The organism is Achromobacter sp. 01N37 (assembly GCF_056399725.1).
The window spans coordinates 189731-214238 of sequence record NZ_JBFTRX010000010.1; the positions used below are offsets into that span (position 1 = coordinate 189731).

Sequence of the window (24508 nt, forward strand, 5' to 3'; positions counted from 1 at the left end):
GACGTCACCATGAGCTGCCCAGAAACGTTCATTTCCACCGACGCAATCGAGCCTGCCTTGCGTGACGAATACTGGCGCGAGGTCACGCGGCCCTTTTGCGAGACCTCCCCCGCTTCGACGGACGGCACGGCCACGCTGGAAGGCAGCATGCGGCTGCGTCATCTTGGCGGTTTGACGCTGGGTTCAACCACCTTCAACGCGCAACGCTACAAGCGGGACAAGCCCACCATTGCCCGCAGCGGGCTCGATCACTATCTGGTCCATGTCTTGACCGCCGGCACCATCCACGGCGACTTCGACCGCCGCAACGTCATGGCGGCTCAGGGCGGCATATGCATCATTGATCTGGCCCGGCCTTACGAATGCAAGGTGGATGCCGGCGAACGGTTGGCCATGACCATTCCACGCGCCGGCATCGACAAGCTGCTGGGCCAGCGCGACCTTCACGGTTTCGTGCTTCAGGCCGGCCATCCAATGACGCGCCTGCTGGTGGATTACCTGTGCGGCTTTCACGCGGTGGCGGGGCAACTTTCCGCAAGCGAAGACGTCGCGGTGCAAGACGCGCTGGTCACCCTGTTGTCAGCGGGTCTGTCAGACGCCGCGCCCATGCAAGACGAGCCGAAATCCGTGTTGGGCCAGGCGCTGCGCGCGCGTGCGCTTGCCTATATTGATGATCATCTCTCTGATCCCGCGCTGGGCCCAGATCTGCTCATGCAGCGATTCAGGGTGTCACGGGCCCATCTTTATCGCATCTTTTCGGACCTTGGCGGCGTCACCCATGCCATCAAGAACCGGCGCCTTGACGCCGCTTACGCCCGCCTTGTCGACCCACGGAGCGCACCGCGCCCTGTCAGCCAGGTCGCGGCGGATTTCGGCATTCGTGATGTGCAACGCTTTCGCAAGGCGTTCGTGGCACGCTTTGGCGTGGCCCCCGAAGACGCCAGTGAATGGGCCCGAAACGTCTCGCCGCCGGTGGACAGCAACGATGTGCTATCCCGGCATTTCGCCGCGCATAGCCCGGGGTTGCGGGCGGCGTAAGCAGAGCGAATGGCACGGGCGCCATGATGGGCCGGGTGTGTCGGCTGGGGTTGTCGGCCGAGCGTGTCGACCGGGCGTGTCGGCCGGACGTGTCAGAACCGGTAAGCGAATCCTAGAATCGGACCCTGCTGGACGACGTTGTACACAAAGCCGTTGCGATTGAAATTGACGCCAAGCGCGCGGTAACCGAGCATCGCCGACAGGTTGGACTTGAACTGATAGCCAAGCGCCGCCGTGGCGTCCCAGTCAAGCTTGGCTTGCCCTGCGCCGATAACGCCCCAGCCGGTCAGATACCAGTGCTCGTTCAAGGCGTATTGCCCGCGCAACCCGGCCACCGCATCCACCCAGGTTGCGCTGTCGGTTCGGCTTCTTCCGCCAAGCGCCCCGCCCTTCAAGGCGATTTCCGTGCTGGCGTACCAGAGCCGTCCGCCGCCGATGACGTCAAGATGCCCGTTATCGCTTTCCAGCACGGTGTATCCCGCGCCAAAAAAGCCAGAGAATGACTTCGACTTGACCTCGACGCTGCGGCTCAGAATGCCGTAATCCGTACTGCCGTCGGCGGACAGCTGACTGTACATTACGTCGCCCAACAGGCTGAAGCGCCCGTGGCGCGCTTCGACCGCGCCCATGAAGGCCAGGTCCAGCTCGCTCATGACGTCGCTGAAACTGGAATTGAGCCTGGCCGGCGGCTGCCCGAACTGCCCCACCTTGCCTCGGATGCCGGACGCCCAAATATAGGGGCTGACACTCACATTCCAAGCATCGGAACTGCCGCCTTCGTTCTTCAAAAGGGGGCTGACCGGCAGCATGTTGTCGGCCCAGGCCGAGTGGCTTGCGGTAAACAGCAGGCAAGAAAAAAACAGCGAAGCAGAAAAGCGTTTCATGAATACTCGAAGATGCGGCGTCGTAGAACTAGGCAAGAGAACGGGCGGCGCAATCACTATGGCTTAAGCGCCAGTGCCTCTGCCCCGCAGTCCAGCCCCACTGCCTGCGGCTTTGCCTTGGCTGCCTGCACTTCCTGACGCGCCGCGTCCACATCCGCACGAAACTCGGCGTAGTTTTGCAATAGGGCCACGGTTGCCGCACCCATCGTGCGGCCGGCATCCACATCACTTTGCCAATGCGCGTTGCAGACGACTCGGCTTTGTCCAAACTCCAGGCCGCGCCGCAAGAGCGCGTTGGCGCGATCAGGATTGATTTCAGCCAGGATCAGCGCCCATGCCCACCCTGCCGCCGTATGGCCCGACGGGTAGGAACCATCCGTGCGCAGCAAAGACTCTTGCTCGGGGAAACACGTCCCTTCGTTGTGGACCACGAACGGGCGCACGCGGTTATAGGTGTTCTTGACGCCGTAAGTAGACAGCCCGGCATCGGTCAGCACCTTCTGCATCAAGCGATACAGGTGCGGGGTTTGCGCCTCGGTGATATCGACACCCATCGCGCACGAAAAATTCTTGGCAGGTTGCGGAAACTGCAAATCAGCATCCAGACGCGCCTGCGTGGCGCGCGCGGAACCCCGCAATGGCACCGTTGCAGCCCTTGCCTCTTCATCGCGCGCGTATGCGGCGCTGGCGGCAGCAGGCGGCGGCCCGAGCAGCTCAAGGCTATTGGGCAAGCGATCTTTAGGGATATAGCCAGGCGCCAGTTCAAAGTGCGGATCGGTGACCGCAGGGCCATCGGCATTGCCCGCCGCGTACGACATCGCATGGGTCATGCCAAGCACAACAAGGAAAACGCTGGCTGCCTTACCGCGAGTCTTTAAAAGCATACGATCTTCACTGTCCATCTGATTTCCGAACGCTTCACGTGCGGACGCTTGAACGTTGCAAGCCGTCTTCGATGTGAAACCGTTGGCGAATTTACACCGGTGCCTTTAGGACAAGCGGTAATCGCCGGACAGATGAGACAGATCGATAGGAATAATGAGACGCGGCGTGGCGAAGTGCGTCAGATGCAGAGTTTCATCGCCTGCGCGACTAGGCGATACGGAGGATAAATTGCAGTCAGACTGCACTTCTCTGACCAAATTGCATTCAGACTGCACTTCCAGAAAGCAAGCACACCGTATGCCCCGTCAGGCCTCCAGCACCTTCTTCATTGATGGGGCGGGATGCAGCCGGTAATCCGCTCGTTCATAGAACGGCACCGCATCCGGTCGTGCATCCAGGAACACGGCCGTCATGCCCCGCGCACGCGCATCGCTTTCCGCAAATTCCATCAACGATCGGCCCGCCCCACTGCCTCGCACCGCCGCGTCCACAACAAGGTCGTCCACATGCAGGTGCGCGCCGCGCGCCAAGGTGTGGACGGGTCTCATGCCCAGCACACCGATCATCTTTCCATCCAGAAAGGCGGCGGCCAGCTCGTAACCTGAATGCGATTGCCGGCGAACGCGGGCCAGAAATTCGGCCTCATCAAGCGTTCGAAGCTGCGCAATAACCGGATAGGCATCGCGCCATTCAAGCGGCGCTAAGCGTCTGACTTCCAGCTTGCCGGGACGTTGTACGTTCATGGTTTCCAGAGCATTGAATGAAAGATGGTGATTGTGCAGAAATAAGCAGCCAGACTGCAATATCTCCCTGACTGCCCTACTTCTTAGAAAATGCAGTCTGATTGCCCGACTTCCCAAACGGCCCCGATCCCTCCTCGCACTAGGCAACCCAGGGATAGCCGATCTCTTCGAAGTCAGCGATAAGGGCGTCGCGGTCAATCGGGATGCCTAGCGATTCGATGGCGCCGATTGATAGCACTTGGTGGTTGAACGCATGACTCACCAATGTCGGGTCTACGTCCACCTCGTAGTACTCCTGCGCCCAAGACCGGTAAAACTCCGGCCCATTGCAAAGCCACTTGAGCAGCGCCGCTTGGCCGCCTTCGTCGGCATCGCGTGACGACACGGCACGCCAACCCGCCGCGTCATCCTCGAACCACAGCACGAAGGTCGCTTGCTCCATCGAGAACGCGGGTTCGGCCATGAATTCAGCAAAGCGCGAGGGAATTTTCTGCGCCACGCTGTCAAGAAACGCGCCGCCTGCCTCCGCCCTGCTATCCGAAAAACAGCCTTTGACGGCGCAACCATAGGGCGCGTGAATGACGAAGTAATCATCGCCCTCACCGTTGCGCATCGAGCTCATCTGCTGATCATCGGCCCATCTGGCGTTATGACTGAAATAACGCATGGTCCAATCTTGGCAATAGATGGCGTCCAGAATGGCAAGCGCCTTGGACTTGATGAGCAGCGCATCGGGCGGGGGCAATTCGTTCAGAAGCGTCATGATCTGGCTGGGCAAAAACAGGTTCTGTTGAAAAAGGGATGCGCGCTAGATCGCCGGCCCTTTCAGTTCGATTTGGTTTCCGTCTGGGTCCAGGCAATAGATCGACAGCCCTTCGCCTTCTGCCCCGTATCGCATCACGGCCTTGTCCGCCGCAACGCCGAACGCCTGCAGATGCTTGAGAATGGCCGTTTCATCGAACGGATCGACGCGCAGACAGAAGTGGTCGACATTGTGCCCCTCTTTGCCAGGGGCTAGCCCGCCCGCGGCGCCCAAGGGGCCTTGCACATCCACCAGATCAATCATGGACCCGCCCGCGCCCAAGTGGATCATCGCTAACTTTTCGTTCTTCTTTCTGATCGAGCAACCCAGGACGTTCGTATAAAAGTCCACGCTACGCTCCATGTCTCGAACCCTGAGGACGACATGATCCAAATGCTTGATCTGAAATACCGACATGATGGTTCCCTGAGGTGAGTCAGACAGCCATCCCGTAAACAAAAATGGATCGCTGACATTTTTTCAGATGCGCGCAAGGGCACAACGCTGCGCGCGCATGGCTAGTGCTTTGCGTAGCGGTTCGCGGTCAGTTGCTGTTGATCCAGTTCTGAGTGTCCTGGATGAACCACGGAAGATTCAACTTTTCCCCCTCGCCGGACTGTATGGTCAAGCGTTGGCCCGAGGAACCCGGGGCGCTGGTCGCAGGCTTTGCCTTTTCAGATGACCGGGTCCGATATTCCATATCGGTTTGCTGGGGCGGATTATTCGCGCAGGCGGCAATTGACGCGCACGCCACTGCGGCCAGGACTGACCGCAGTGCTAAAAGAAAAATTCTCATGATGTTCTGCTTCCCGCTGGCGGCACAGGCCGAAGTGCCGGGCAATCAAGGCCTATACCGCGTACCTTACTCGCTGTAGGGGGCCGGCGTCAGCGGTTTGCGCCCATCAATGTGACCGTTGCCCGGCAACTGCCGCCCACTGCGCTTCGGGCATTCGCAGTTTGCGCTGCTGCCGAATCAAAAGCTGGGCTTCCTGGCGTTCGATTGATTCATGAATTCCATCCGCGCGTTGGTCCACGCCGGATCATAGAGATGGACGGTCACGCCGGAATACTTCAAAACGGCTTGGGTCATATCGGTCGAGCAGCCCATTCCCGGATTCGAGCTCGGCTTGGTGCACCATTCCAAACTCAGGTTGTTCGGGTAGTTCGACTGCCTTCCGTACTTCTGCACCACGGCCTGCGCCATGGCGTCTTTGTTGGCCGGGGTCCACGGCATTTCGTAGTTGATCTGCGACACCACCAGCGGCCGTTGCTTATCGACGGGCACACGCGGTTCGAAGTGAACGACCAGCTCGACGCCGTCCTTCCTATAGCTGAAATCTTTCGGCGTCTTCGTGTTCGTGACGGGGTCTACCGTTGCGTATCCCGCTTTGATTTCGCTCTTGCTGACATTGAAATTCTTGGCGGCGGCGGCAACCGCCTCGTCATAGTCCATGCCCGTCTTGACCCCGGCGATATCGAAGGTACGGGCATCGACAGACCGTGGGGCTGCTGCGTGCGCGGGGGCAAGCGCCAAGGCATTGAGTGCGGAAATCAGGAGAGCGGCTTTCAACTTCAAAATAAACATCCTTAGCAAATGGTGCCGGGATTATCCGCAGGCCGCTTTATACCGTCCCCAATAAAATGCAACAATATTTATCGATTTAACCATTCATCCTTCGATAAGCCCGCCACCCATGGCCGCCCATTGCCGCCAGCAAGCGCGACTCGCGACCATTCGGCTACAGTGCTGTTGGCGCCGCAGCGGCAAGGCTGCGAGCAAATGAATTCAGGAGTAGTACAGCAGTGAATGACACCCACACCCCGGACACCGACATCGCCGAAGACAGAAAGGAACAAGAGCCCAGGCTGTGGCGCGATGACGGCTGGACCGCTCGCGTTATCAAGAACGAAGACGACGACGGCTGGGCCGTGGAAATGACGCTGGACGGGCAAGCCGAACCGGCGCTGGTSGGGCCKTGGACCATGGGGCGYGACAARAAGAACCCCAAGCCGCTCGATTCTTCCGCCTTTTCGACCCTGGTCAAAACCGCCAACGAAGTGCTGCGCCGCCACGAACAGCAATTGCACGCGACGTTGCACAAGAGCGTGAAGATCGACGCTGCCGCGGGCCGCCTGACCATCAAGCTGGATATCGTTCCCGACGAAGACGAGCCCTATGCCGTGCTTAGCGCCTACGATGAATTTGGCGAACAGCTGGCCCAAACCCATGTTGCGCCCACGTACAAGCTGACCGTGCAGCGCGCATCCGAGTGGGCCAGCGGCGGTTTCGGCAAGCACGGCTGACCCTTAGGCGCGGCGCAAGCGACTTGTCGACGCTCCGCCTGTCGCAAGTTGTCTGGGCAGAAGCGCACATGCCATGACACCACGCACGCCCCCGCGCGCGGTCAGTGGGAGCCAGCGGCTCCCATTTTTCGCTGTGGAGGTTGCCGGTGATAGCGTGGCTCTGCCCTGCCTTGACCGCCCCCGGCGCGCCGGCCGCTTCCCGCGTTTGCTTCCGGGAGTTGTCCCGCGTTTGCTTCCAGATGTTCTTCCAGGTGCGCTTCCAGGTGTGCTTCCGAGTTTTCTCCCGGGTGTGCTCCCCGGGTTTCTCTCCAACACGTTATTTAATTCCTACAACAACACAAAATGAAAGTAAGAGCCTTGTGCGTGGCTTCGTTGGGCGCTGTGCTGCTGACTCAAGCACCCCTGTCCGTCGCTCAGAATATCAATGGAAAAAATCTCTTCACGCAGCGCTGCGCCATGTGCCACGGTGCGGACATCAAAGGTACGGGGCCATTGGCCAAGAAAAGCAATCCTCCCACCCCCGACCTGACGACCGCGGCCTTTAAGAAAAGGCTCAATGATTATCCGGGCGTGATTGTGTCGTYGGTGATTCTGCGTCCCAACGGAGACCTGATCCCGAGAACGTTGCGAGAGAATGGTGTCAAGATCCCGCCGCACACCTGGACGGTCCAGGATTTTCGGGATTTGAACCAGTACATGAGCAGTGTGATTGCCAAAAGCCGGTGACTTTGAAGATAGACTTGACGGCCGCCGAACCCGTGGGTTCGGCTTTTACAGAGGAATTGATTTAATGAGCAGCATTTTTCCAGGGGATCTGTGGGCGGTGGGAGAAACCCGCATCAACGGTCTGTCGGTCATTGTTCGTTTTCGTACCGGGCTTCCGCCGGTGACGGTTCGTCAGGCAAACGAGAACCTGATCATTATCTCCTGGCCGTATACGGGCATCGAGTCCGGCATGCCCAATGACGAAGACAAGGCGAGCACCAATCGCGTTGAAGAGGCCATCGAGCAAGCCTTCGAGAACTCCGATGTTGGCGTACAGGTGGTTTGCCTGACGGGCAACCATCTGAAGGAGTGGCGCTTCTACACCCATGACGTCGACGCTTTCATGGACGCGTTCAATGCGTGTCTGGCGGGGCATCCCGTCTACCCGCTACAACTGCGCGTGTTCAAGGACCCCGAGTGGAATGGCTTGGCTCAGTTGCAGCCTGAAGGTTCAGACCAGGTTCATTGAAGACGGTTGGCGCGGCCTTCCCGCGCCCCACACCCAGGCGCGGACGAAGACGCCTGATGTCAGGAGCCCCCCAATGCCCAAATTCGTGACGATAGGATACGGAGATCAAGCCGGTTACGACCGCACGCCGGCAACGCTGCGCGATGCCGCCCACGCGCACGACGCCGCGCTGCAACGGCGCGGCGTCTTGATGGGCATTGCGGGCGCGCCTGTGCAGGTCCGTAACCCTGAGACCGCTCAGGTCGAAACGACGAACGGCCCGTATATGACATCGCCCTTGCCCGTGGCAGGCTTTGCCATCATCGAGGCCGCCAATCTGGACGAGACAATTGACATGGTGTCGCGCACCCCATGCGCGGTCGCACACGGCGTTGTTGAGGTGTGGCCGCTGGAACAGCCATAGCGATAAAGGAGAACAGCCGATGAGCCGGCCGCATTTCATCAAGCATTGGACTGAACTCGAAGCCACGGATGCGCAGACCTATCAGGGCGATACCGAGCCCATGGCGCTGGACGCACCGCTTTCAGCCGCCCTGGGCATTACACGTATCGGCATCCATCACGTCAGGCTGCTGCCTGGCAGACGCACGTCGTATCCGCACGCTGAAAGCACCGAGCAGGAATATGTTTACGTGCTGGACGGCACGCCCGATGTCTGGATTGACGGCGTGCTGCATCCCCTGGCCGAAGGCGATTCGGTAGCGTTTCCCGCAGGCACCGGCATCTGCCACACCTTCATCAACAATACGCAGGACGACGTGCGCTTAATGGTGGTGGGTGAACCAACGCGCGCTGACAATCGGGTTCGTTTTCCGCTGAACGAAGGCTACGAACGGACTCGCAAGAACCGCTGGGTGGACTGGCCTGCCAGACCGCTGGGCGACCATGACGGCAAGCCGGACTAAGGGCGCGAACCCGCCCAACGCCTAGCTCAGCGCCGCGCCGTTGATGGTGACGACAGGAATATTTTCCAGCTGCACGCCTTCCAGGCAACGGACATTCACCGCCCATCCCACGAATGGCAGTTTGCCTTCGGCCCGCTCTTCGGGCGTGGGATCGCTGGGTATCCGGAACGGCAAGATGCCGCAGTGCGGGCAAAAATAATCCTTCGCCGTCTTCGAGTGCCACGCGTAAACGCTCAACGCCTCCAGCGGCGTGAACAGGCGCAATGCAGATTTCGGAACGCGGTGAATCAGCGCACCGCGCCGCTTACAGATCGAACAGTTACAGCTTCGGACGTGGTCCAGATCCATGTCGACTTCAAAGCGGCACGCGCCGCAATGACATGATCCTTGATAGGTCTGCATAAGCGATGATCTCCTGTTCAAAACGCCGGGGATGCGCTGGGCGCCAGCCCTTAAATTAGGTGTCAGACTGCAATATCGTTCGAGAATTGCAGTCTGACACCTAATTCCTCAAACCGGCAATCCCTTCGCCCGCAGAATCGAATCAAAGCGTTCCGGGTCGGACGTGCCCGAACGGTTTTCTTCACGAATCCTTGCCTCTTTTTCAAGATGGCGATGCGTGCGCTGCAAGATGTTGCGGGCTTGTGCGGCGGGAATGGCGATGACGCCATCCGCATCGCCAACAATCACGTCGCCCGGCGCCACATGCAGCCCCGCGCACGCGATGGGCACGTTGATGTCACCCGGGCCGTCTTTAGTGGGACCGCGATGCGTGTGGCCCTTGGCGAAGAGCGGCATGCCGCCCTCGGCCCACTCCACCACGTCGCGGACGGCGCCGTCGATCACCAGGCCGGCCAAGCCTTGCGCGATGCAGGTAGTGCGCATCAGCCCGCCGACCAGCGCCTGGGTCAGGTCGCCGCCGCCGTCGATAACCAGCACGTCGCCGGGCTGCACCATGGTGAGCGCTTTGTGAATCATCAGGTTGTCGCCCGGCCGCACGCGCACGGTGAAGGCGTTGCCGCAGAGCACGGTGGTTAGATCCGCGTGGTATTGGCGTAGTCCGATCGCACCGATGTGCCGGCTCATGGCGTCGCCGATGGCGGCGACGGGCAGCGAAGAAAAGGCGGCGATGGTGTCAGCATCCGCGCCCTGCTGGCGCGGGTTGATGCTGTAACCCGCCGGCCATTGAATGGCTGAAGACGGAGAACTCATGGTCGAAACATTCCTGGTGGCAATAAGGTCAATGCGGAGCAAATGCAGGGCAAATGCAGACCTGATGATCAGAGCTGCACATCCGCGTTTTTGACCAGGCCGCCCCACTTGGCGCGGTCGGCCTTCAGGAATGCGGCGAATTCCTCGGGTGTGCTGCCCACCGGTTCAATGCCGTCACGCTGAAAGCGATCGCGTATCTCGGGGTCGGCCAGCGCTTGTGCGGTGGCCTGTTGCAGCACTTTCACGGCTTCTGGCGGAATGCCCGGGCCCGCGCACAGTCCGGTCCACGGCGTCGGATTGAAGTCCTTCAAGCCGGCTTCGTCGGTGGTCGGCAGATTCGGCAAGCCCGGCAGGCGATGGCTATTCGCGACCGCCAGCGCTTTCAACGAACCCGATTGGATGTACGACAGCGAGCTGACCGCCTGGTCGAACATCAGCGACACGCGCCCGCTGTTCAAGTCGACCATGGCCTGGCCCGCGCCTTTGTACGGCACGTGCACGATGTCGATCTTGGCGTTGGCGCGCAGCATTTCGCCCGCCAGGTGCGCGGTGGTGCCGTTGCCGGACGACGCGTAGTTGACCTTGCCGGGGTTCTCGCGCGCATACTTCAAGAATTCACTGACCGTCGACACCGGCAGATCCTTGCTGACCAGCATCAGATAAGGCGTGTTGCCAATCTGCGTGACGGGGGTGATGGTATCGACGTCAAACGGCATGCGTTGCGGCAGGAACGGTTGGATGGACAACGTGCCCGTCGTACACATGAACACCGTGTGGCCGTCGGCGGCCGCCTTGATGGCCGCGTCCGCCGCGATGTTGCCCGCTGCGCCGGGGCGGTTCTCGACCACGACCGACTGCTTCAACACCGCTTCCAGCTTGGGCGCCAGCAAGCGCGCGATGATGTCGTTGGAGCCGCCCGGCGCAAAGCCGACGATCAAGCGCACGGGCTTGTTCGGGTAATCCGCGGCGTGCGCCAGCGGCGCGCACGCAATCAACGCAACGGCAACGGCAACGGTTTGGGTGATGCCCCGCTTCAGAACGTGTTTTTTAATCATGATTTTCCCCTTGTGATTTTCTAAAGTGCGGCAGGTCAGGCCAACTGCGCCCGTGCCTGCACGATACGACGGCAACCTTCCTCCAGCACGGCGTCGCTGGCGGCAAATGAAATTCGGAAATGGGTATCCACGCCATAGGCTGAGCCTTGCAGCACCGCCAGGTTTTGCGCGTTCAGCAGATGCAGCACCCATTGCTCGCTGTTTTGCAATTTGCTGCCATCGGGCAAGGTCGCGCCGAACAGGTCCGAACACTGCGGGAAGACGTAGAACGCGCCTTCCGGGCTGGCGCACTGGATGCCGTCAATGGCGTTCAAGGCCTGCACGATCTGATCGCGCCGCGCCTGAAAGCGTTCGCGGCTCTGCGCCACGAAGTCTTGCGGACCGGTCAAGGCCGCCAACGCGGCCGCCTGGCTCACCGAACTAGGGTTGGACGTGCTTTGCGATTGCAGCTTCGTCATCGCCTTGATCAACGCCACCGGCGCGCCGGCATAACCGATACGCCATCCGGTCATGGCGTAGGCCTTCGACACGCCATTGAGCGTCAGCGTGCGGTCCTTCAGGTCGGGCGCCACTTGCGCCAGCGTATAAAACGCGCGGCCGTCATACAGCAGGTGTTCGTAGATGTCGTCCGTCAAGATCCAGACGTGCGGGTGCTTGCGCAAAACATCCGCCAGCGCTTGCAGGTCGGCCTGGGTGAAATTGGCGCCGCTGGGATTGTTCGGGCCATTCAGAATCAGCCACCGCGTACGAGGCGTGATGGCACGTTCGAGCTCTTCCGCCTGCAAGCGGAATCCGTTTTCCGAGCGCGTGTTGACGATCACGGGCGTGCCGTTGGCCAGCAAGGTGATGTCGGGATAAGACACCCAGTACGGCGCAGGCACGATCACTTCGTCGCCGGTATCGACGGTAGCCATGATGGCGTTGAAAATGATCTGCTTGGCGCCGGTGCTGACGATGATTTCGTCCAGGCCATACTCCAACCCGTTGTCGCGGGCGAACTTGGCGCGGATGGCTTCGCGTAACGCAGCGGTGCCGCCCACATCGGTGTAGCGCGTTTGACCGTCGTTCATGGCGCGATAAGCCGCATCGCGGATGTGTGCGGGCGTATCAAAATCCGGTTCACCCGACGTCAGGCTCACGATGTCCCTGCCCTGCGCGCGCAGCATGCGGGCATGCTGGCCCGCCATTGAACTGGGAGAAGGCTTGATACGCTGAAGTCTTGCGGCGGTCTGCATGGGTGATCCAGGAGTCTATTGAACAGTGGATCGATTATGGATACGATCGGTTTCCAAGGGGTAGCGAGTAATCGGCATACCCCGTCATTCCAGATTGGCATGGGCTTCCAGGTCATCACGGAACCCAGGCCATCCGTCGCAATGAATCCAACTTTCAAACAACTCGAGGCGTTCTATCACAGCGCCAAGCTGGGCAGCCTGAGCGCCGCCGCAACGACGTTGCACGCGACGCAATCCGCCATCTCCAAGCGCGTAAGCGACCTTGAAGCCGAATTGGGCAAGCGCCTGCTCCACCGCGGCGTAACGGGCATTGTGCTGACCCCCGATGGCGAACGCATTTTCCCCATGGCCGAAGAGGCGCTGCGCCTGCGCTTGCGCATGGCGGAAGCCGCAGGCAGCGCGGCGCCGCTGGAAGGCAGGGTCCGTATTGGCGTGACCGAACTGACGGCGCTCAGCTGGCTGGGGCTGTTGATCAGCACCGTGGTCAAGGAAAGCCCCGGCTTGACCTTGGAGCCCAGCGTGGCGCCCGGCCTGCAACTGATCGACCAACTGCGTCAACATGAGCTGGACCTGGCGATTGTGCCAGGCACGTACTGGGGCGAAGAGTTTCAACTGGTGCCGGTAGGCGTCGTTGAAAACGTCTGGATGGCCAGCCCTGCGCTGGGCGTGCCGCAAGGCGCCTTGAAGCCGGCGGATTTCGCGCTTTACCCCTTTCTGGAACAGTCCCACGATTCCAGCAAGAGCCTGTTTTACCGGCCCTGGCTGGAAGAACACGGCTTTCGGTTCAACCGCGTCTTCGCTAGCAACAGCCTGGCAGTGCTGGGGGAATTGACCATCGACGGCTTCGGGATCAGCCAGCTATGCCCGGCGTATTTCCGGCCGGAGCTGGATGCGGGCCTGCTGAGAATTGTGCACAGCGTTCCCATGCCCCCGCCGATGGTCTACAACGCCGTTTTCCACCAAGGCACGCTGGACGGCCGCAACGAATACATCGCCCGGCGCGCCGCCGAAGTCTGCGACTTTTCCCGCCGCCGCAACGTGCCGGCCAGTGGCGTTGCCGTTACTTAGCAGCGCAGCCCATGCTCAGTCCGCCTACCCCGACCGTCCGATCCGGCTGATACACGCCTGCCCACGTGGCTTTCTGCGCGGGACTGGCGCTTATCGCGGCGCCAGCGCTGACAACGCCGCAGCCACATCCGTAAGCACCGGCCCCCACTGCCCCGGGGCGGGTTGGCGAAATAGCCGCATCGACGGATACCACGGCGAGTCGTTGCGGCCCAGCAGCCAGCGCCAGTCAGGCGCAAACGGCAGCAGGACCCAGACCGGGCAGCCCAGCGCGCCGGCCAGATGCGCGGGCGATGAGTCCACCGATACCAGCACATCAAGCTGCGTGATGAGCGCGGCGGTGTCGTCGAAGCTGCCGAGGTCATGGCCCAGCGACAGCATCGTCATGCCCGCCGGCGGCGTGGCGGCTGAGTCGGCGGCGGCGCCCTTTTGCAGCCCGATGAAGCTCACGCCCGCTTGCGCGAGGGGCGCCAGATCGGCCAGCGCCAACGACCGCTGCGCGTCGTTCGGATGGCTGGGCCGCCCCGCCCACACCAGCCCGACCCACGGCCGCGGCAGGTGCGCCAGACGTTTGCGCCATTGCTCGACGCGCTGCGGATCGGCGTGCAGGTACGACGTGCGAACCGGCAAGTCGCCCAGTCGCAACCCCAGCGCCATCGGCAGGCTCATCAGTTCGCAATGGACGTCGAACGGCGGCGGTATCGTGCCGGCACGAATGATCTGGTCAAAACCGCCGCTGCGTTCGGCCAAGGCGTGGCAGTCGGCATTGACGTCGAGAATGATGCGCGCCCCGCTACGCTCGCGCGCCCACGCTACCAGCCGCAAGAACTGAAAGGTGTCGCCGAACCCTTGCTCGTCATGGATCAGCAAGGTCTGGCCCGCGATGGGCTGCCCTTCCCAACGCGGTTTCTGCACATGGCGCGCCTGCATCGCGGTGTGCGCCATCCGGTAACGGAAACGGTATTCCCGCCACCCCGCATCGAAGTCGCCTTGCAGCAGCAACAGCTCGGCCAGGTCGAAGCGCAGGCTCGTATCACTGGGCGTATCGCGCACCGCGCGTTCCAGGAGCTTGCGCGCCTCGTCCACGTGGCCCTGTGTACGAAGCGCATGCGCCTGCACACTTGCCGCGTGGGCGTTGGCCGCCGTGGCGCTCACTTCTCCCGCCCCAGCCGCACCCTTGGCGGCGCGTGCTTGTTCAATGCGTGCCAGGTTCTGGTGAGCAAGCGGGGTCAAAGGGTCGATGTCGATGGCGCGGCGGATTGCGGACAGGGCCTCGTCATGACGGCCTTGGTTGCTCAAGGCAAGTGATTGATTACACAGCGTTTGCGCGTGATCGGGGTTCAACGCCAGCGCGCGCCCATAGTGCAAAAGCGCCTGTGCGGTATCGCCCAGCAGCAGGCAGGTGTTGCCCAGGTTGTTATGCGTTTCCGGGCTGTCGGGCAACAACACCGCCACGCGCTGCAAGCATTCCAGGCTGGCGGCCAGTTGCCCCGCCTCTTGCAGGATGATGCCCAGGTTGTTCCAGCCTTCGGCCAGTTGGGGTTCCAATGCCACCGCACGCCGGGCCGCGCTTTCCGCGTCGCCCAGCCAGCCCCTCTGGCGGCACATTTCCGCCAGATTGCTGTGGTACATGGCGGGCGCAAGCGGCGACCGGCACGCGGCGCGAAGGTGCTCGATCGCCATGTCTTGGTGTCCGTAGGCATGCGCTATCAGGCCCAGCAGATGACGCGCGCCGGGTTGATCCGGCACGGTCTCCAGCACCCGCAGGCAAAGCTGTTCGGCATGCGCGGCCTGGCCGGCGTGCCAATGCGCGTAGGCCTGGGTCAACGCGGTTGAGACGGTCAGCGCAGGAGAGGCGGGAGAATGGTTGTTGCCCAAGCGATCCGTTCCACGAAGGGTATGAAAACGTCAGAAAGCAGACATTATCCTCGCAGCTGGCCTGTGGCGGACATCACTCCACCCCGATTCGCCGCGCCCCTTTCCTGAACAAGGCTTGCGCGTCGTCGGTCAGGTGAAATGCCGCCAGGAAATCGCCGACGCGGTAGGCGGGATGCGACTTGCGGATCAACGCCAGAAAGCCGCGCGCCTCGTCCACTCGGTCCGCAATGGCCAGGCAATAGGCGGCAATCGCCAGGATGTGGACATGGGCGTTAGGACGCATCGCCGCCTTGACCGCCCAGTCGGCGGCTTCCTCGATCCGCCCCAACCGGACCAGCGCCAATGCGCGCACGGCCAGCATGCCGAACATCAAGGGGTCGAAGGGGCTCAGATGGCGTGAATGGTCGGCTGACCCGATCGCGGCCTGCGCATCGCCTGACTGGCAATGGACGAACCCCAACGTGTAGTGGCCCAGCGCAAAATTCGGGCTGAGATCCACGGCGCGCTGCAATTCCGCCAGCGACGATTCCTGGTTGCCGCGTAGCCACAGGGCCCGCCCCATCGCCCAATGCGCCGCGGGGTCCCGGTCGTCGGCCGCCAGGCTCTGGCTCGCGGCTTGCTGCGCCAGGTCCATCGACGGTTTCTGTTCGCCCCACCGCTGGAACGCGTCCTGCCAATGCGTGAACGACAGACCCGCGTACGCCCGCGAATAGGTGGGGTCCAACCGCACCGCCATCTCGAAGAAGTGCCGTGCCTGCAAATTGTCCGCTTGGTTAAAGCGATACATGTGCCACAGGCCGCGATGATGGGCCGACCACGCGTCCAACGAATTCGGTGGCGTGAGAATGGCCCGGTTGCGTTCGGTAGATTCAATCTCGATGTCGATCGACGCGACAATCCGGTTGCCGATTTCATCCAGCGCCACGAAGGCGTCATCGATCGCGTGGTCGAACGTTTCCGCCCACACGATGCGCGCGGTGCGCGACTCAACCAGGGCCACGTCCACGATGATCCGCTTGGCGTGCCGGCGCAACGAACCACTGACCACGAAGTCCACATTCAGCGTGCGGCCGGCCTCCTCTGGGCCCACACTGCGCTGGTCCAGCGCGAAGACGGTTCCCTGCGCAATGATGAACAGGCTGCGCAGCTTCGCCAGCCGGGTGATGATGTCGTAAGCCAAGCCGTCCCCCAGCCCGCCCCGCACCCCGCTGCGCGCCGACGCGTCCGTGAATGGCATGACCGCAATCGACGCACGCCCGGTCCGCTCCCTGCCCCCTTCCGATGGCGCGCCAAGCGCTGCCTCTCCGGTCCTTGCCCCCGCTTCAGGCGGATCGGCCGGCGCCTGCCGCAGTTGCCACCACGCATCCCGCAAGGGATGCCAATCCAGCCCCTCGTCTTCAAACGCGCGAATCGCAGCGGTCAGGTGCTCATCGCCTTCGCGAAATTGCCCCCGGTCGTTCAGTGATTGCAGCATCAATGCGTGCGCACGCCGGTCGAAGGGCGCCAGCCGCAACCACTGGTCCAGGCAGCCATAGCGTGCTTCGGAACCGGCCGGCAACGTCGCGGCCAGGTGTTCCATAACCGCCGTCTGGCAGGCTCTGAACCGGCGCCGTTGCGCCACCAGCCAACTGTCAAACATGGGACAGGATTTGAGTTGCAGCCCATCCAGGAAATCGCCTGCGAACAACGCGGCGAGCACTTGCAACCGCTCGCCGCCCACGCTGCTGATGCCCTGCTGCATTGCCTGTTCAACCTCGACAGCATCGACCTGGCAATCGTGCAGGTCGAGGCTTAGCGTCTCTTGGAAGGCTTGGACACGGCGCAGGCCCGGCCCGTCGAGCAACGCTCGCGCCTTGCTGAGACACCAGCGAAGTTCACCGCGCGGGTCATTCGGAATGTCCCAAAGCAACTCGCACAGATGCGCGCGCGAGACCGCGTGCGGGGCAAGCGCAAGATACGCGATCAGCGCACGTAACTTGCGTGACGGCGGCAATGCCACGGTGGCGCCCGCCCGGCTGATCGTCATGGCCCCAAGCATTCGAATACGAATGGCGCCAGCCTCTTCGGGCAAACCCGAATTCCCGGCTGCGGCAGATTCCACGCCCGCTACCACGCTCGCCTCCACGCGCCCGGCTTACGGTTGAGGTCGGGTCGCAGAACGTGCGGAAACCCTTCCGTCCCTGCCTGTGCATCCACGCCGCGCCGGCAATGCCCGCCAGCGCATTTCCCCCGTCTTAATGGAGACAGACCATGTCCATTTCCGCCACCGCAGCCCCTCAAGCGCAGACTCCCGCGCCGCCCGATCTTGCCGCCCTGAAGGCCCGCCAGCAAGCCACCTGGTCGTCCGGCGACTACGCCGTTGTCGGCACCACGCTTCAGATCGTCGGCGAACAACTCTGCGAATCGCTTGATGTCCGCGCCGGGCAAAAAGTCCTTGATGTCGCAGCGGGTAACGGCAACGCCTCGCTGGCCGCCGCACGCCGGTGGTGCGAGGTCGTCGCCACCGACTATGTCCCCGCATTGCTCAGCCGCGCCCGCGAGCGCGCCGCCGCCGAACGGCTGAAGATCGAATTCCAGGAGGCCGATGCCGAAGCCCTGCCCTTTGCGCCCGCCAGCTTTGACGCCGTCATGTCCACCTTCGGCGTGATGTTCACGGCCGACCAGGACAAGGCAGCCGCCGAACTCATCCGCGTGTGCCGCGCAGGCGGCAAGATCGGCATGGCCAATTGGACACCGGAAGGCTTCATCGGCCAGATCTTCAAGACCATTGGAAAATATTTGCCCCCGCCGGCCGGGGCAAAATCGCCCGCGCTGTGGGGTACCCGGGCGCGCATCGACGAGATGTTCGGCGCGCACGCTTCGGCAATCCAGGCGGAACCGCGCCATTTCGTTTTCCGTTACCGCTCGCCAGCGCATTGGCTGCAAGTGTTCAAGACCTATTACGGGCCGCTTCTCAAGGCGTTTTCCGCGCTGGACCCTGCCGGGCAAGCGGCTCTGGAGAGCGATCTCATAGCGCAGATAGACCGGTTCAATCGCTCTGGCGACGCCGGTATGGTGGTGCCCAGTGAATACCTGGAAATCGTGATCACCCGCCGGTGACCGGGATGCAATCCCGGCGCCGTCACTGCCAGCGAAATCCGGGTAGGCAGCAAGCGGTAGATGGTCCATGGCGCGACGCCTCCACGCCCCTCCGCGCGGCAAGCAGAGCGAGCAATGCGAAGCAGTGACATGCAAAACTGGCGCGCGGGCTAAGCACCCAGCGCCAGGCCGGGACTGATCCTCAGCCTGAAATCATACGCCTGGGCTGCGGGAAGCGGCCAGGGGGAGTTTTGCCCTTCGTTTATGCTGTCAGACTGCAATTTCTGGAGTCGATGGAATGCTTTGCATGAAGTGCGGATCGGGCTGCGAGCGCGAAGATCGTTATTGCGGCCAGTGCGGCGCCTCGCTTGCACGCCAGTTTGGCCGCAGCGAAGAAACCGACAAGGCGCAGTCCACGCCTTATCTCACCCGGGTGGACATCAAGCCCTTTGTCCTCCGAGGGCGCCAGGTCAAGGTCGACTGGCTTTATTGGCCCAGCCTTGCCGCCTGCTTGCTGGCGGTGCTGGGTTTCATCAACGCGTGGGGGCAAGGCTCGGGGTATTTCTGGTTTGCGCTGCTGTTTGTCTTTGGCCTGGTCTTCAAACCGGCCAACGACCTGCGCCGCGTGCGCTTTGGCCGTGTGTGGCGCAGCACCTGCCTGGAAGCCAACGAGTCGGGCGACGTGTTCATCACGCAGCTTGGCGGCGATTGCCCGATTTGCGGCGGGGAATTAGGCTTGCGCACGGTGCGCGGCGGACCCCGGCATTACACCGACAACCCCGTCCACACCGTCGTGCGCTGCGCGAATCAGTATGACCATTACTGGCGCTTTGATCCGCTGGCCATCCACCCGCTGCGCAACGACGCGCCGCCACGTGAATGACGGCAACCTGACCCGGCTGGCCGCGGCAATCAGCTCTTGGCTTGCCGCGCCAGCTTTTGCTTGCTGCGGTCTGCGGCTTCCTGGGCCAGGTTCTTGATATAGCCCTCGTAGGTTTCACCGTGCGTCGCCTTGCGCACTTCTTCACCGACCTGGCACGCCCACTTCTCGCCGCCGATGATCAGCGCCGATTGCGTGATCAGGTCGGCATACGACGACCGCAACACAAAGGCGATGCTCTTCTCGTAATTGCCCCCCTCGCGTTCAAGCTTGGTGGCGATCTGCCAATTCGACACGGCATTGATCAGCACCGCGTTCAGGTGGTCGAAGTGCGCACGGTAGAAGGTATTGCGCGGCAGCCGTATCAGCGCTTCAAAGAAACCGTGGTTGATGTCGTCATCAGGAACGTCCTTGTCGCGGTCGATCAGGTCGTCCCACAAGTGCGCGATGCGGCACACCATATCGACGTAGTCCGCCGCAGCCGCGTTCCCCTTGAACCAGGTCAGCAGCTGTTCACGCTCGAAAAAATGCTTGGGCATGGGATGAATTCAAATAGCAGCGATCCGGCCCGCTGGGCCGGATCGCGTGGGGGGAAAGGGCAGGCTTATTGATCGACGATCAGTTTACCCTTGGTCAGCAAGTCGTTGATGACCTGCGCGCTGGACAGCGCCCCGTTGTTGGTCAAGTCCACGTTCTCCAGCACGATCTTCTGGTTCACGTTGTGCTGCAAGTCGCCGTTGGTGCTGACGTTGATCACCGTATCGTTGCCCTGCTTCTTGAACTCCAGGAACTGCGACAAGGTGCCCGTGTGCTCGCCTTGCAAGAGGTCACGCAAGTCCAGCACGTCGCCCTGATTGGCGATGGTGGCGTTGGAGAAGTCCTTGATGCGGTCAACGGCAGGCGCTGCCGACGTTCCCTGGTCGTTGAGTTCCCACTTGAAGGTATCGCTACCGGAACCGCCCACCAGGATGTCGTTACCCTTGCCGCCGACCAGGACGTCGTTGCCCGTGCCGCCGTAAAGAATGTCGTTGCCCTCGCCGCCGTTCAGGTAGTCATTGCCACCCTGGCCGTAGAGGATGTCGTCACCCTTGCCGCCATACAGGAAGTCGTCGCCGCCGCGCGTGTCGTTGGCTTTGTCGAATTCTGCATGGTTCTGCTGCAAGTACGAGAACAGATCCGCCGTGGTCGGCGCCACGCCGCCCTTCTGCGCCGTCAGGTAATCCACCAGCCCCTGCCAGCCCTGGCCGTCGTGCGTGCCTTGAGCGTGGCCGGCCCATGACAGGTGATCCGTGTTGATGGTGTCACCGAACATGATGTCGTTGCCGTCGCCACCGTGAATCGTGTCGCTGCCCACCGCGGCCAGCTCCGTCGACGAATGGCCGCCTTGCAGCGCCGCATTCAGTTCGTTGGCGTTGTTGACGATCTGCGGCTGGCCCACTGTGCCGGTCACGTACTGCGTTGAGGTGCTGCAACCGCTGCTCACCTCGACCCCTTGCGAACCGCTGCCGGTGGCATTGGTGTTGTCAAAGAAGCGCAGGTAGTCGCTATTGACGCCCGCACCCATGCCAATACCGTACATGACCACCTTGTTGCCGCCCACCAGCACGCCAGAGCCGTCCACCAGCGGCTTGGCCGCGTCGATGGAGCTCTGCAGCACTTCCTTCATGTTGCCCGACTGGCCATTGCTGCCATAGCGGGTGGGATCGCCATCCGTCAGGAAGAAGGTCAGGTTCTGATAGTTGTGCGCTGCGTCCTTGCCGCCGTTCACCTGCGAGTTGAACCAGCTGACCGCCTTGTTGAAGGCGTCTTCGTAGTTCGTGTTCCCGCTGGCGCTCAGGGCGTCGATGGCGTCAAGCAGTTGCTTGACGTTGGATGCGCTCAGGTTGTTGATCGTGACACCCGTCTTGGCCGTGTCCGCGAACGGAATCAGGCGCACGTTGACGATGCCGTCGTGCTGGGCCAACTGGTTGGCCAGCGACGTCAACGACGCCTTCAGCAAGTCGATACGCGTCATGTTGGTGTTGCCGATCTTGTCCTTCATGCTGCCGGACACGTCGACAATCAACGAGATGTTGTAGTTCTTGCCGGGCTCCACCGCCGTCACGGAACCGCCGCGGTCGCCAACGATGATGTCGTTGCCACCACCGCCGTTCAGGTCCGTATTGCCGTTGTTGTTGCCCAAGACCAGCTTGTCGGTTGACAACGTGAACGTGTGCTCGGCCGAGGTGTCCTTGCCGCCGTGTTCCGTGCCGCCCGCATCACGCACCGAGAAGCCAAACGACGAATCGCCGCCATTGCTGCCCGCCGTGAAGACAAGCTTGCCCGACTGGATATCCGCCACGGTGATGACCTGGCCGGCGGTAACCGGCTGGCCGTTGAACGTCAGCGTGCCCTCGCCTGCGCCCGGCGTGCGGGTGATGACGACGCTTTGGAAGCTGTCGTTCTCGACGCCGTCGTTGAACGGGAAGTCGCCAACCTTCAACACGTAGCTGCTGCTGATGTTGACGTGCGCCGATGCATCGCCCGAGACCGGGGCGTCGTTCGTGCCAACGATGGTGACCGTGACCGGGCTGGACGCGGTGCCGTCTTGCGACGCCACGCTGAAGCTTTCCGACAGCGTTTCGCCGGCCTTCAGGTTTTGCACGGCGGCCAGCGCGTTGTTCAGCTGGTACGTCCAGTTGCCGTTCGCGTCCACCGTGAACGTGCCATACAGACCCGGCACGCCGGACTGCGCCTGCATGAAGCTCTGGTTGGCGTCAGGATCAGACACGGTCAGCTTGCCGCTGGCGAAGACGGCTGAGTCTTCGTACACGGTGTCGGCGCCCGATCCAGTGATCGTCGCCGCGTCGTTCTTGCCCATGACGGTGACCGTCAGCAAGGCCTGGCTGGTGCCGCCCTCGCCATCGGACACGGTGTACCAGACCGAGGTCTGGCCAGACTGGCCTTCCGGCAGGGATTGGAAGTCAGCGCCCGGGTCGAAGGAATACGTGCCATCGGCGTAGATGATGAACGTGCCGCCTTGCAGGCCGGCAACCGCCTGGCCCACCTTGTTCCCATCGCCGCCTACCGCCGACACGTGCAGCGCGTCGCCGTCCGGGTCCACGTCGTTGGCCAGCACGCCCTTGGTCACATCGGTGACCTGGATGGACGTGTCTTCGTCCGTATTGGCCTGATCATTCACGGCTTCAGGCGCCGGGTTGGTGATGTTCCACTTGAACGTTTGCTCGGTCGATGCGCCCGCCGAGTCCGTCGCCGTCACAGTGATCGTATGCACGCCGGTGCCGCCATACTGGGACGCCGAATGGTCGATCTTGCCGCTGATGACGCCGGTTTCCGGATCGATGCTCAGCCCCGCCGGCAGGCCGGTGGCGGTGAACGTCAGCTTGTCGCCGGTTGCCAGGTCGGCGTCGTTGAAGTGGCTCGACACATCCACGCTGACGACCGTTTGCGAATCTTCGCCATTCTGGTTGGCGATTGCGGTGGACGTGGGACCCGTGTTGGTGCCCGTGACCGTCACCGTCAACGTGGCTGACGACGTGCCGCCCTCACCGTCCGACACGGTGTAGGTAATCGACGTCGTCGCCGTCGCGCCGTTCGCCAGATTCTGGAAGGCGCTGCCGGGGTTGAACGAGTAGGAGCCGTCAGCGTTCAGCGTGAACGTGCCGCCATGGGAACCGGCGATTGCGGCGCCCACGTTAGCGGCGTTGCCGTTCACTTGCGAGACGATCAGCGTGTCGCCGTCCGGGTCGGTGTCGTTGACCAGCACGCCATGGTCGGCGTCAACCGACAGCGTGGCGCTTTGCTTGGTGTTGCCTTCGTCGTTGACGGCGGTCGGCGCCGGGTTCTTGACGTCCCACGAGAAGTCTTGCGTAACCGAGGCGCCAGCCTTGTCGGTCGCGGTGATGGTGACGGTGTACACGCCGTCAGTACCGCCTTGCGAGGCCGAGCGGTCCAGCGTGCCGGTAATGATGCCGGTGGCAGGATCGATCGTCAGGCCGGGAGGCAGGCCGGTTGCCGAGTAGGTCAGCACGTCGCCGGTGTCGACATCCGTGAATTGACCAGAGATATCGACCGGGGTGATGGCCTGGCCGTCGTTGCTGTTCTGGTCGTCGAGCGTCACGCCCGGGGTCAGCGTCGGGGTGTCGTTCGTGCCGGTGATCGTGACCGTCAGGGTCGCGGTCGACGTGCCGCCTTCGCCGTCGGAGACGGTGTAGGTGATCGAAGACGTCGCGGTTTGATCAACGCCCAGCGAGTTGAACGCGGAACCCGGGTTGAACGTGTAGGAGCCGTCGGCGTTCAACGTGAACGTGCCGCCGTTGGAACCCGTGATGGCGGTGCCGACGTTGGCGGCGTTGCCGTTGACTTGCGAGACGGTCAGCGTGTCGCCGTCCGGATCGGTGTCGTTGGTCAGTACGCCGTTGGCGGCGTCGACGTTCAGCGATGCACCTTGATCGGTATCGCCTTCGTCGTTGACCGCGGTCGGAGCCGGGTTCTTGACGTCCCACGAGAAGTCTTGCGTAACCGAAGCGCCAGCCTTGTCGGTSGCGGTGATGGTGACGGTGTACACGCCGTCGGTACCGCCTTGCGAGGCCGAACGGTCAAGCGTACCGGTGATGATGCCGGTGGCAGGATCAATCGTCAGGCCCGGCGGCAGGCCCGTTGCCGAGTAGGTCAGTACGTCGCCCGAGTCCACGTCGGTGAACTGGCCGGAGATATCGACCGGCGTAATCGCTTGGCCRTCGTTGCTGTTTTGATCGTCCAGCGTCACGCCCGGGGTCAGCGTCGGGGTGTCGTTGGTGCCGGTGATCGTGACCGTCAGGGTCGCGGTCGACGTGCCGCCTTCACCGTCGGAAACGGTGTAGGTGATCGAAGACGTTGCAGTTTGATCAACGCCCAGCGAGTTGAACGCAGAACCCGGGGTGAACGTGTAGGAGCCGTCGGCGTTAAGCGTGAACGTGCCGCCGTTGGAACCGGTGATGGCGGTGCCGACGTTGGCGGCGTTGCCGTTCACTTGCGAGACCGTCAGGGTATCGCCATCCGGGTCGGTGTCGTTGACCAGCACGCCATTGGCGGCGTCGACGTTCAGCGATGCACCTTGATCGGTATCGCCTTCGTCGTTGACCGCGGTCGGAGCCGGGTTTTTGACGTCCCACGAGAAGTCTTGCGTAACCGAAGCACCGCTCTTGTCGGTAGCCGTAATCGTGACGGAGTAGACACCGTCCGTACCACCTTGCGAGGCCGAACGGTCCAGCGTGCCGGTGATGATGCCGGTAGCCGGATCAATCGTCAGGCCGGGCGGCAGGCCAGTAG

The 24508-nt window shown here is 62.3% G+C and carries 24 protein-coding genes; 9 read left to right on the forward strand and 15 right to left on the reverse strand.

The window, feature by feature from the left end; all coding sequences use genetic code 11:
* The first annotated feature begins 9 nt into the window (after positions 1 to 9).
* Positions 10 to 1038, forward strand: a complete 1029-nt coding sequence (locus AC1DSJ_RS20965; protein WP_441372064.1) for an AraC-like ligand-binding domain-containing protein — start codon at positions 10 to 12, stop codon at positions 1036 to 1038.
* Positions 1039 to 1130: 92 nt separating this feature from the next.
* Here the strand turns inward: AC1DSJ_RS20965 and AC1DSJ_RS20970 are convergent, their stop codons facing one another.
* The 7 genes from AC1DSJ_RS20970 to AC1DSJ_RS21000 form a co-directional block, all read right to left on the reverse strand.
* The gene (locus AC1DSJ_RS20970) at positions 1131 to 1847 is read right to left on the reverse strand and encodes a hypothetical protein (protein ID WP_441372065.1); all 717 of its coding nucleotides are present in this window, start codon (positions 1845 to 1847) and stop codon (positions 1131 to 1133) included.
* Positions 1848 to 1978: 131 nt separating this feature from the next.
* Positions 1979 to 2752, reverse strand: coding sequence for an acid phosphatase (locus AC1DSJ_RS20975; RefSeq protein WP_346551985.1), 774 nt, complete (start codon positions 2750 to 2752; stop codon positions 1979 to 1981).
* 360 nt (positions 2753 to 3112) lie between these two features.
* Complete coding sequence (locus AC1DSJ_RS20980; protein WP_441372066.1) at positions 3113 to 3550, reverse strand: GNAT family N-acetyltransferase; 438 nt, start codon at positions 3548 to 3550, stop codon at positions 3113 to 3115.
* Positions 3551 to 3689: 139 nt separating this feature from the next.
* Complete coding sequence (locus AC1DSJ_RS20985; RefSeq protein WP_441372067.1) at positions 3690 to 4313, reverse strand: hypothetical protein; 624 nt, start codon at positions 4311 to 4313, stop codon at positions 3690 to 3692.
* Between the two features lie 45 nt (positions 4314 to 4358).
* A complete protein-coding gene (locus AC1DSJ_RS20990; RefSeq protein WP_441372068.1) occupies positions 4359 to 4769 on the reverse strand; it encodes a VOC family protein in 411 nt (136 codons plus the stop codon).
* 127 nt (positions 4770 to 4896) lie between these two features.
* Positions 4897 to 5148, reverse strand: a complete 252-nt coding sequence (locus AC1DSJ_RS20995) for a hypothetical protein (protein ID WP_254600391.1) — start codon at positions 5146 to 5148, stop codon at positions 4897 to 4899.
* 177 nt (positions 5149 to 5325) lie between these two features.
* On the reverse strand, positions 5326 to 5928 hold the full coding sequence (locus AC1DSJ_RS21000; protein ID WP_441372069.1) for a hypothetical protein: 603 nt from the start codon (positions 5926 to 5928) through the stop codon (positions 5326 to 5328).
* 227 nt (positions 5929 to 6155) lie between these two features.
* On the opposite strand from AC1DSJ_RS21000, the gene AC1DSJ_RS21005 reads away from it, so the two are divergent.
* From AC1DSJ_RS21005 to AC1DSJ_RS21025, 5 genes are all read left to right on the forward strand, one after another.
* On the forward strand, positions 6156 to 6656 hold the full coding sequence (locus AC1DSJ_RS21005) for a hypothetical protein (RefSeq protein WP_441372070.1): 501 nt from the start codon (positions 6156 to 6158) through the stop codon (positions 6654 to 6656).
* Between the two features lie 342 nt (positions 6657 to 6998).
* On the forward strand, positions 6999 to 7382 hold the full coding sequence (locus tag AC1DSJ_RS21010) for a c-type cytochrome (RefSeq protein WP_476760384.1): 384 nt from the start codon (positions 6999 to 7001) through the stop codon (positions 7380 to 7382).
* A gap of 64 nt (positions 7383 to 7446) precedes the next feature.
* Complete coding sequence (locus AC1DSJ_RS21015) at positions 7447 to 7890, forward strand: DUF695 domain-containing protein (RefSeq protein ID WP_054428045.1); 444 nt, start codon at positions 7447 to 7449, stop codon at positions 7888 to 7890.
* 73 nt (positions 7891 to 7963) lie between these two features.
* On the forward strand, positions 7964 to 8293 hold the full coding sequence (locus AC1DSJ_RS21020; RefSeq protein ID WP_476760385.1) for a YciI family protein: 330 nt from the start codon (positions 7964 to 7966) through the stop codon (positions 8291 to 8293).
* A 19-nt stretch (positions 8294 to 8312) separates the two neighbouring features.
* On the forward strand, positions 8313 to 8795 hold the full coding sequence (locus tag AC1DSJ_RS21025; RefSeq protein ID WP_054428047.1) for a cupin domain-containing protein: 483 nt from the start codon (positions 8313 to 8315) through the stop codon (positions 8793 to 8795).
* Positions 8796 to 8816: 21 nt separating this feature from the next.
* Here AC1DSJ_RS21025 and AC1DSJ_RS21030 read toward each other — a convergent pair whose 3' ends face one another.
* The 4 genes from AC1DSJ_RS21030 to AC1DSJ_RS21045 all read right to left on the reverse strand — a co-directional run bounded on the left by AC1DSJ_RS21030 (position 8817) and on the right by AC1DSJ_RS21045 (position 12297).
* Positions 8817 to 9197: a GFA family protein gene (locus tag AC1DSJ_RS21030; RefSeq protein WP_441372071.1), complete on the reverse strand. Its 381-nt coding sequence runs from the start codon at positions 9195 to 9197 to the stop codon at positions 8817 to 8819.
* 108 nt (positions 9198 to 9305) lie between these two features.
* Complete coding sequence (locus tag AC1DSJ_RS21035) at positions 9306 to 10007, reverse strand: RraA family protein (protein ID WP_441372072.1); 702 nt, start codon at positions 10005 to 10007, stop codon at positions 9306 to 9308.
* 68 nt (positions 10008 to 10075) lie between these two features.
* Positions 10076 to 11062 (reverse strand): Bug family tripartite tricarboxylate transporter substrate binding protein, encoded by a 987-nt coding sequence (locus tag AC1DSJ_RS21040; protein ID WP_054428050.1) that lies wholly within the window; start codon positions 11060 to 11062, stop codon positions 10076 to 10078.
* A 35-nt stretch (positions 11063 to 11097) separates the two neighbouring features.
* Positions 11098 to 12297 carry a pyridoxal phosphate-dependent aminotransferase gene (locus tag AC1DSJ_RS21045; RefSeq protein WP_441372073.1) on the reverse strand — a complete coding sequence of 400 codons (1200 nt, stop codon included), beginning with the start codon at positions 12295 to 12297 and terminating at the stop codon, positions 11098 to 11100.
* Between the two features lie 141 nt (positions 12298 to 12438).
* On the opposite strand from AC1DSJ_RS21045, the gene AC1DSJ_RS21050 reads away from it, so the two are divergent.
* Positions 12439 to 13365, forward strand: coding sequence for a LysR family transcriptional regulator (locus AC1DSJ_RS21050; RefSeq protein ID WP_441372074.1), 927 nt, complete (start codon positions 12439 to 12441; stop codon positions 13363 to 13365).
* A gap of 90 nt (positions 13366 to 13455) precedes the next feature.
* Here the strand turns inward: AC1DSJ_RS21050 and AC1DSJ_RS21055 are convergent, their stop codons facing one another.
* Positions 13456 to 15240 carry a tetratricopeptide repeat protein gene (locus AC1DSJ_RS21055; protein ID WP_441372075.1) on the reverse strand — a complete coding sequence of 595 codons (1785 nt, stop codon included), beginning with the start codon at positions 15238 to 15240 and terminating at the stop codon, positions 13456 to 13458.
* A 73-nt stretch (positions 15241 to 15313) separates the two neighbouring features.
* Entirely contained in the window at positions 15314 to 17266 is a 1953-nt protein-coding gene (locus AC1DSJ_RS21060; RefSeq protein ID WP_441372076.1) for a tetratricopeptide repeat protein, read from the reverse strand.
* Positions 17267 to 17490: 224 nt separating this feature from the next.
* On the opposite strand from AC1DSJ_RS21060, the gene AC1DSJ_RS21065 reads away from it, so the two are divergent.
* Together AC1DSJ_RS21065 and AC1DSJ_RS21070 are read left to right on the forward strand one after the other, a co-directional pair.
* On the forward strand, positions 17491 to 18339 hold the full coding sequence (locus tag AC1DSJ_RS21065; protein ID WP_054428054.1) for a class I SAM-dependent methyltransferase: 849 nt from the start codon (positions 17491 to 17493) through the stop codon (positions 18337 to 18339).
* Positions 18340 to 18625: 286 nt separating this feature from the next.
* Positions 18626 to 19201: a hypothetical protein gene (locus AC1DSJ_RS21070; RefSeq protein WP_441372077.1), complete on the forward strand. Its 576-nt coding sequence runs from the start codon at positions 18626 to 18628 to the stop codon at positions 19199 to 19201.
* Between the two features lie 29 nt (positions 19202 to 19230).
* Here AC1DSJ_RS21070 and AC1DSJ_RS21075 read toward each other — a convergent pair whose 3' ends face one another.
* A complete protein-coding gene (locus AC1DSJ_RS21075) occupies positions 19231 to 19737 on the reverse strand; it encodes a hypothetical protein (protein WP_054428056.1) in 507 nt (168 codons plus the stop codon).
* 65 nt (positions 19738 to 19802) lie between these two features.
* On the reverse strand, positions 19803 to 24508 hold a 4706-nt coding region (locus AC1DSJ_RS21080; protein ID WP_476760386.1), incomplete at its 5' end, for an Ig-like domain-containing protein.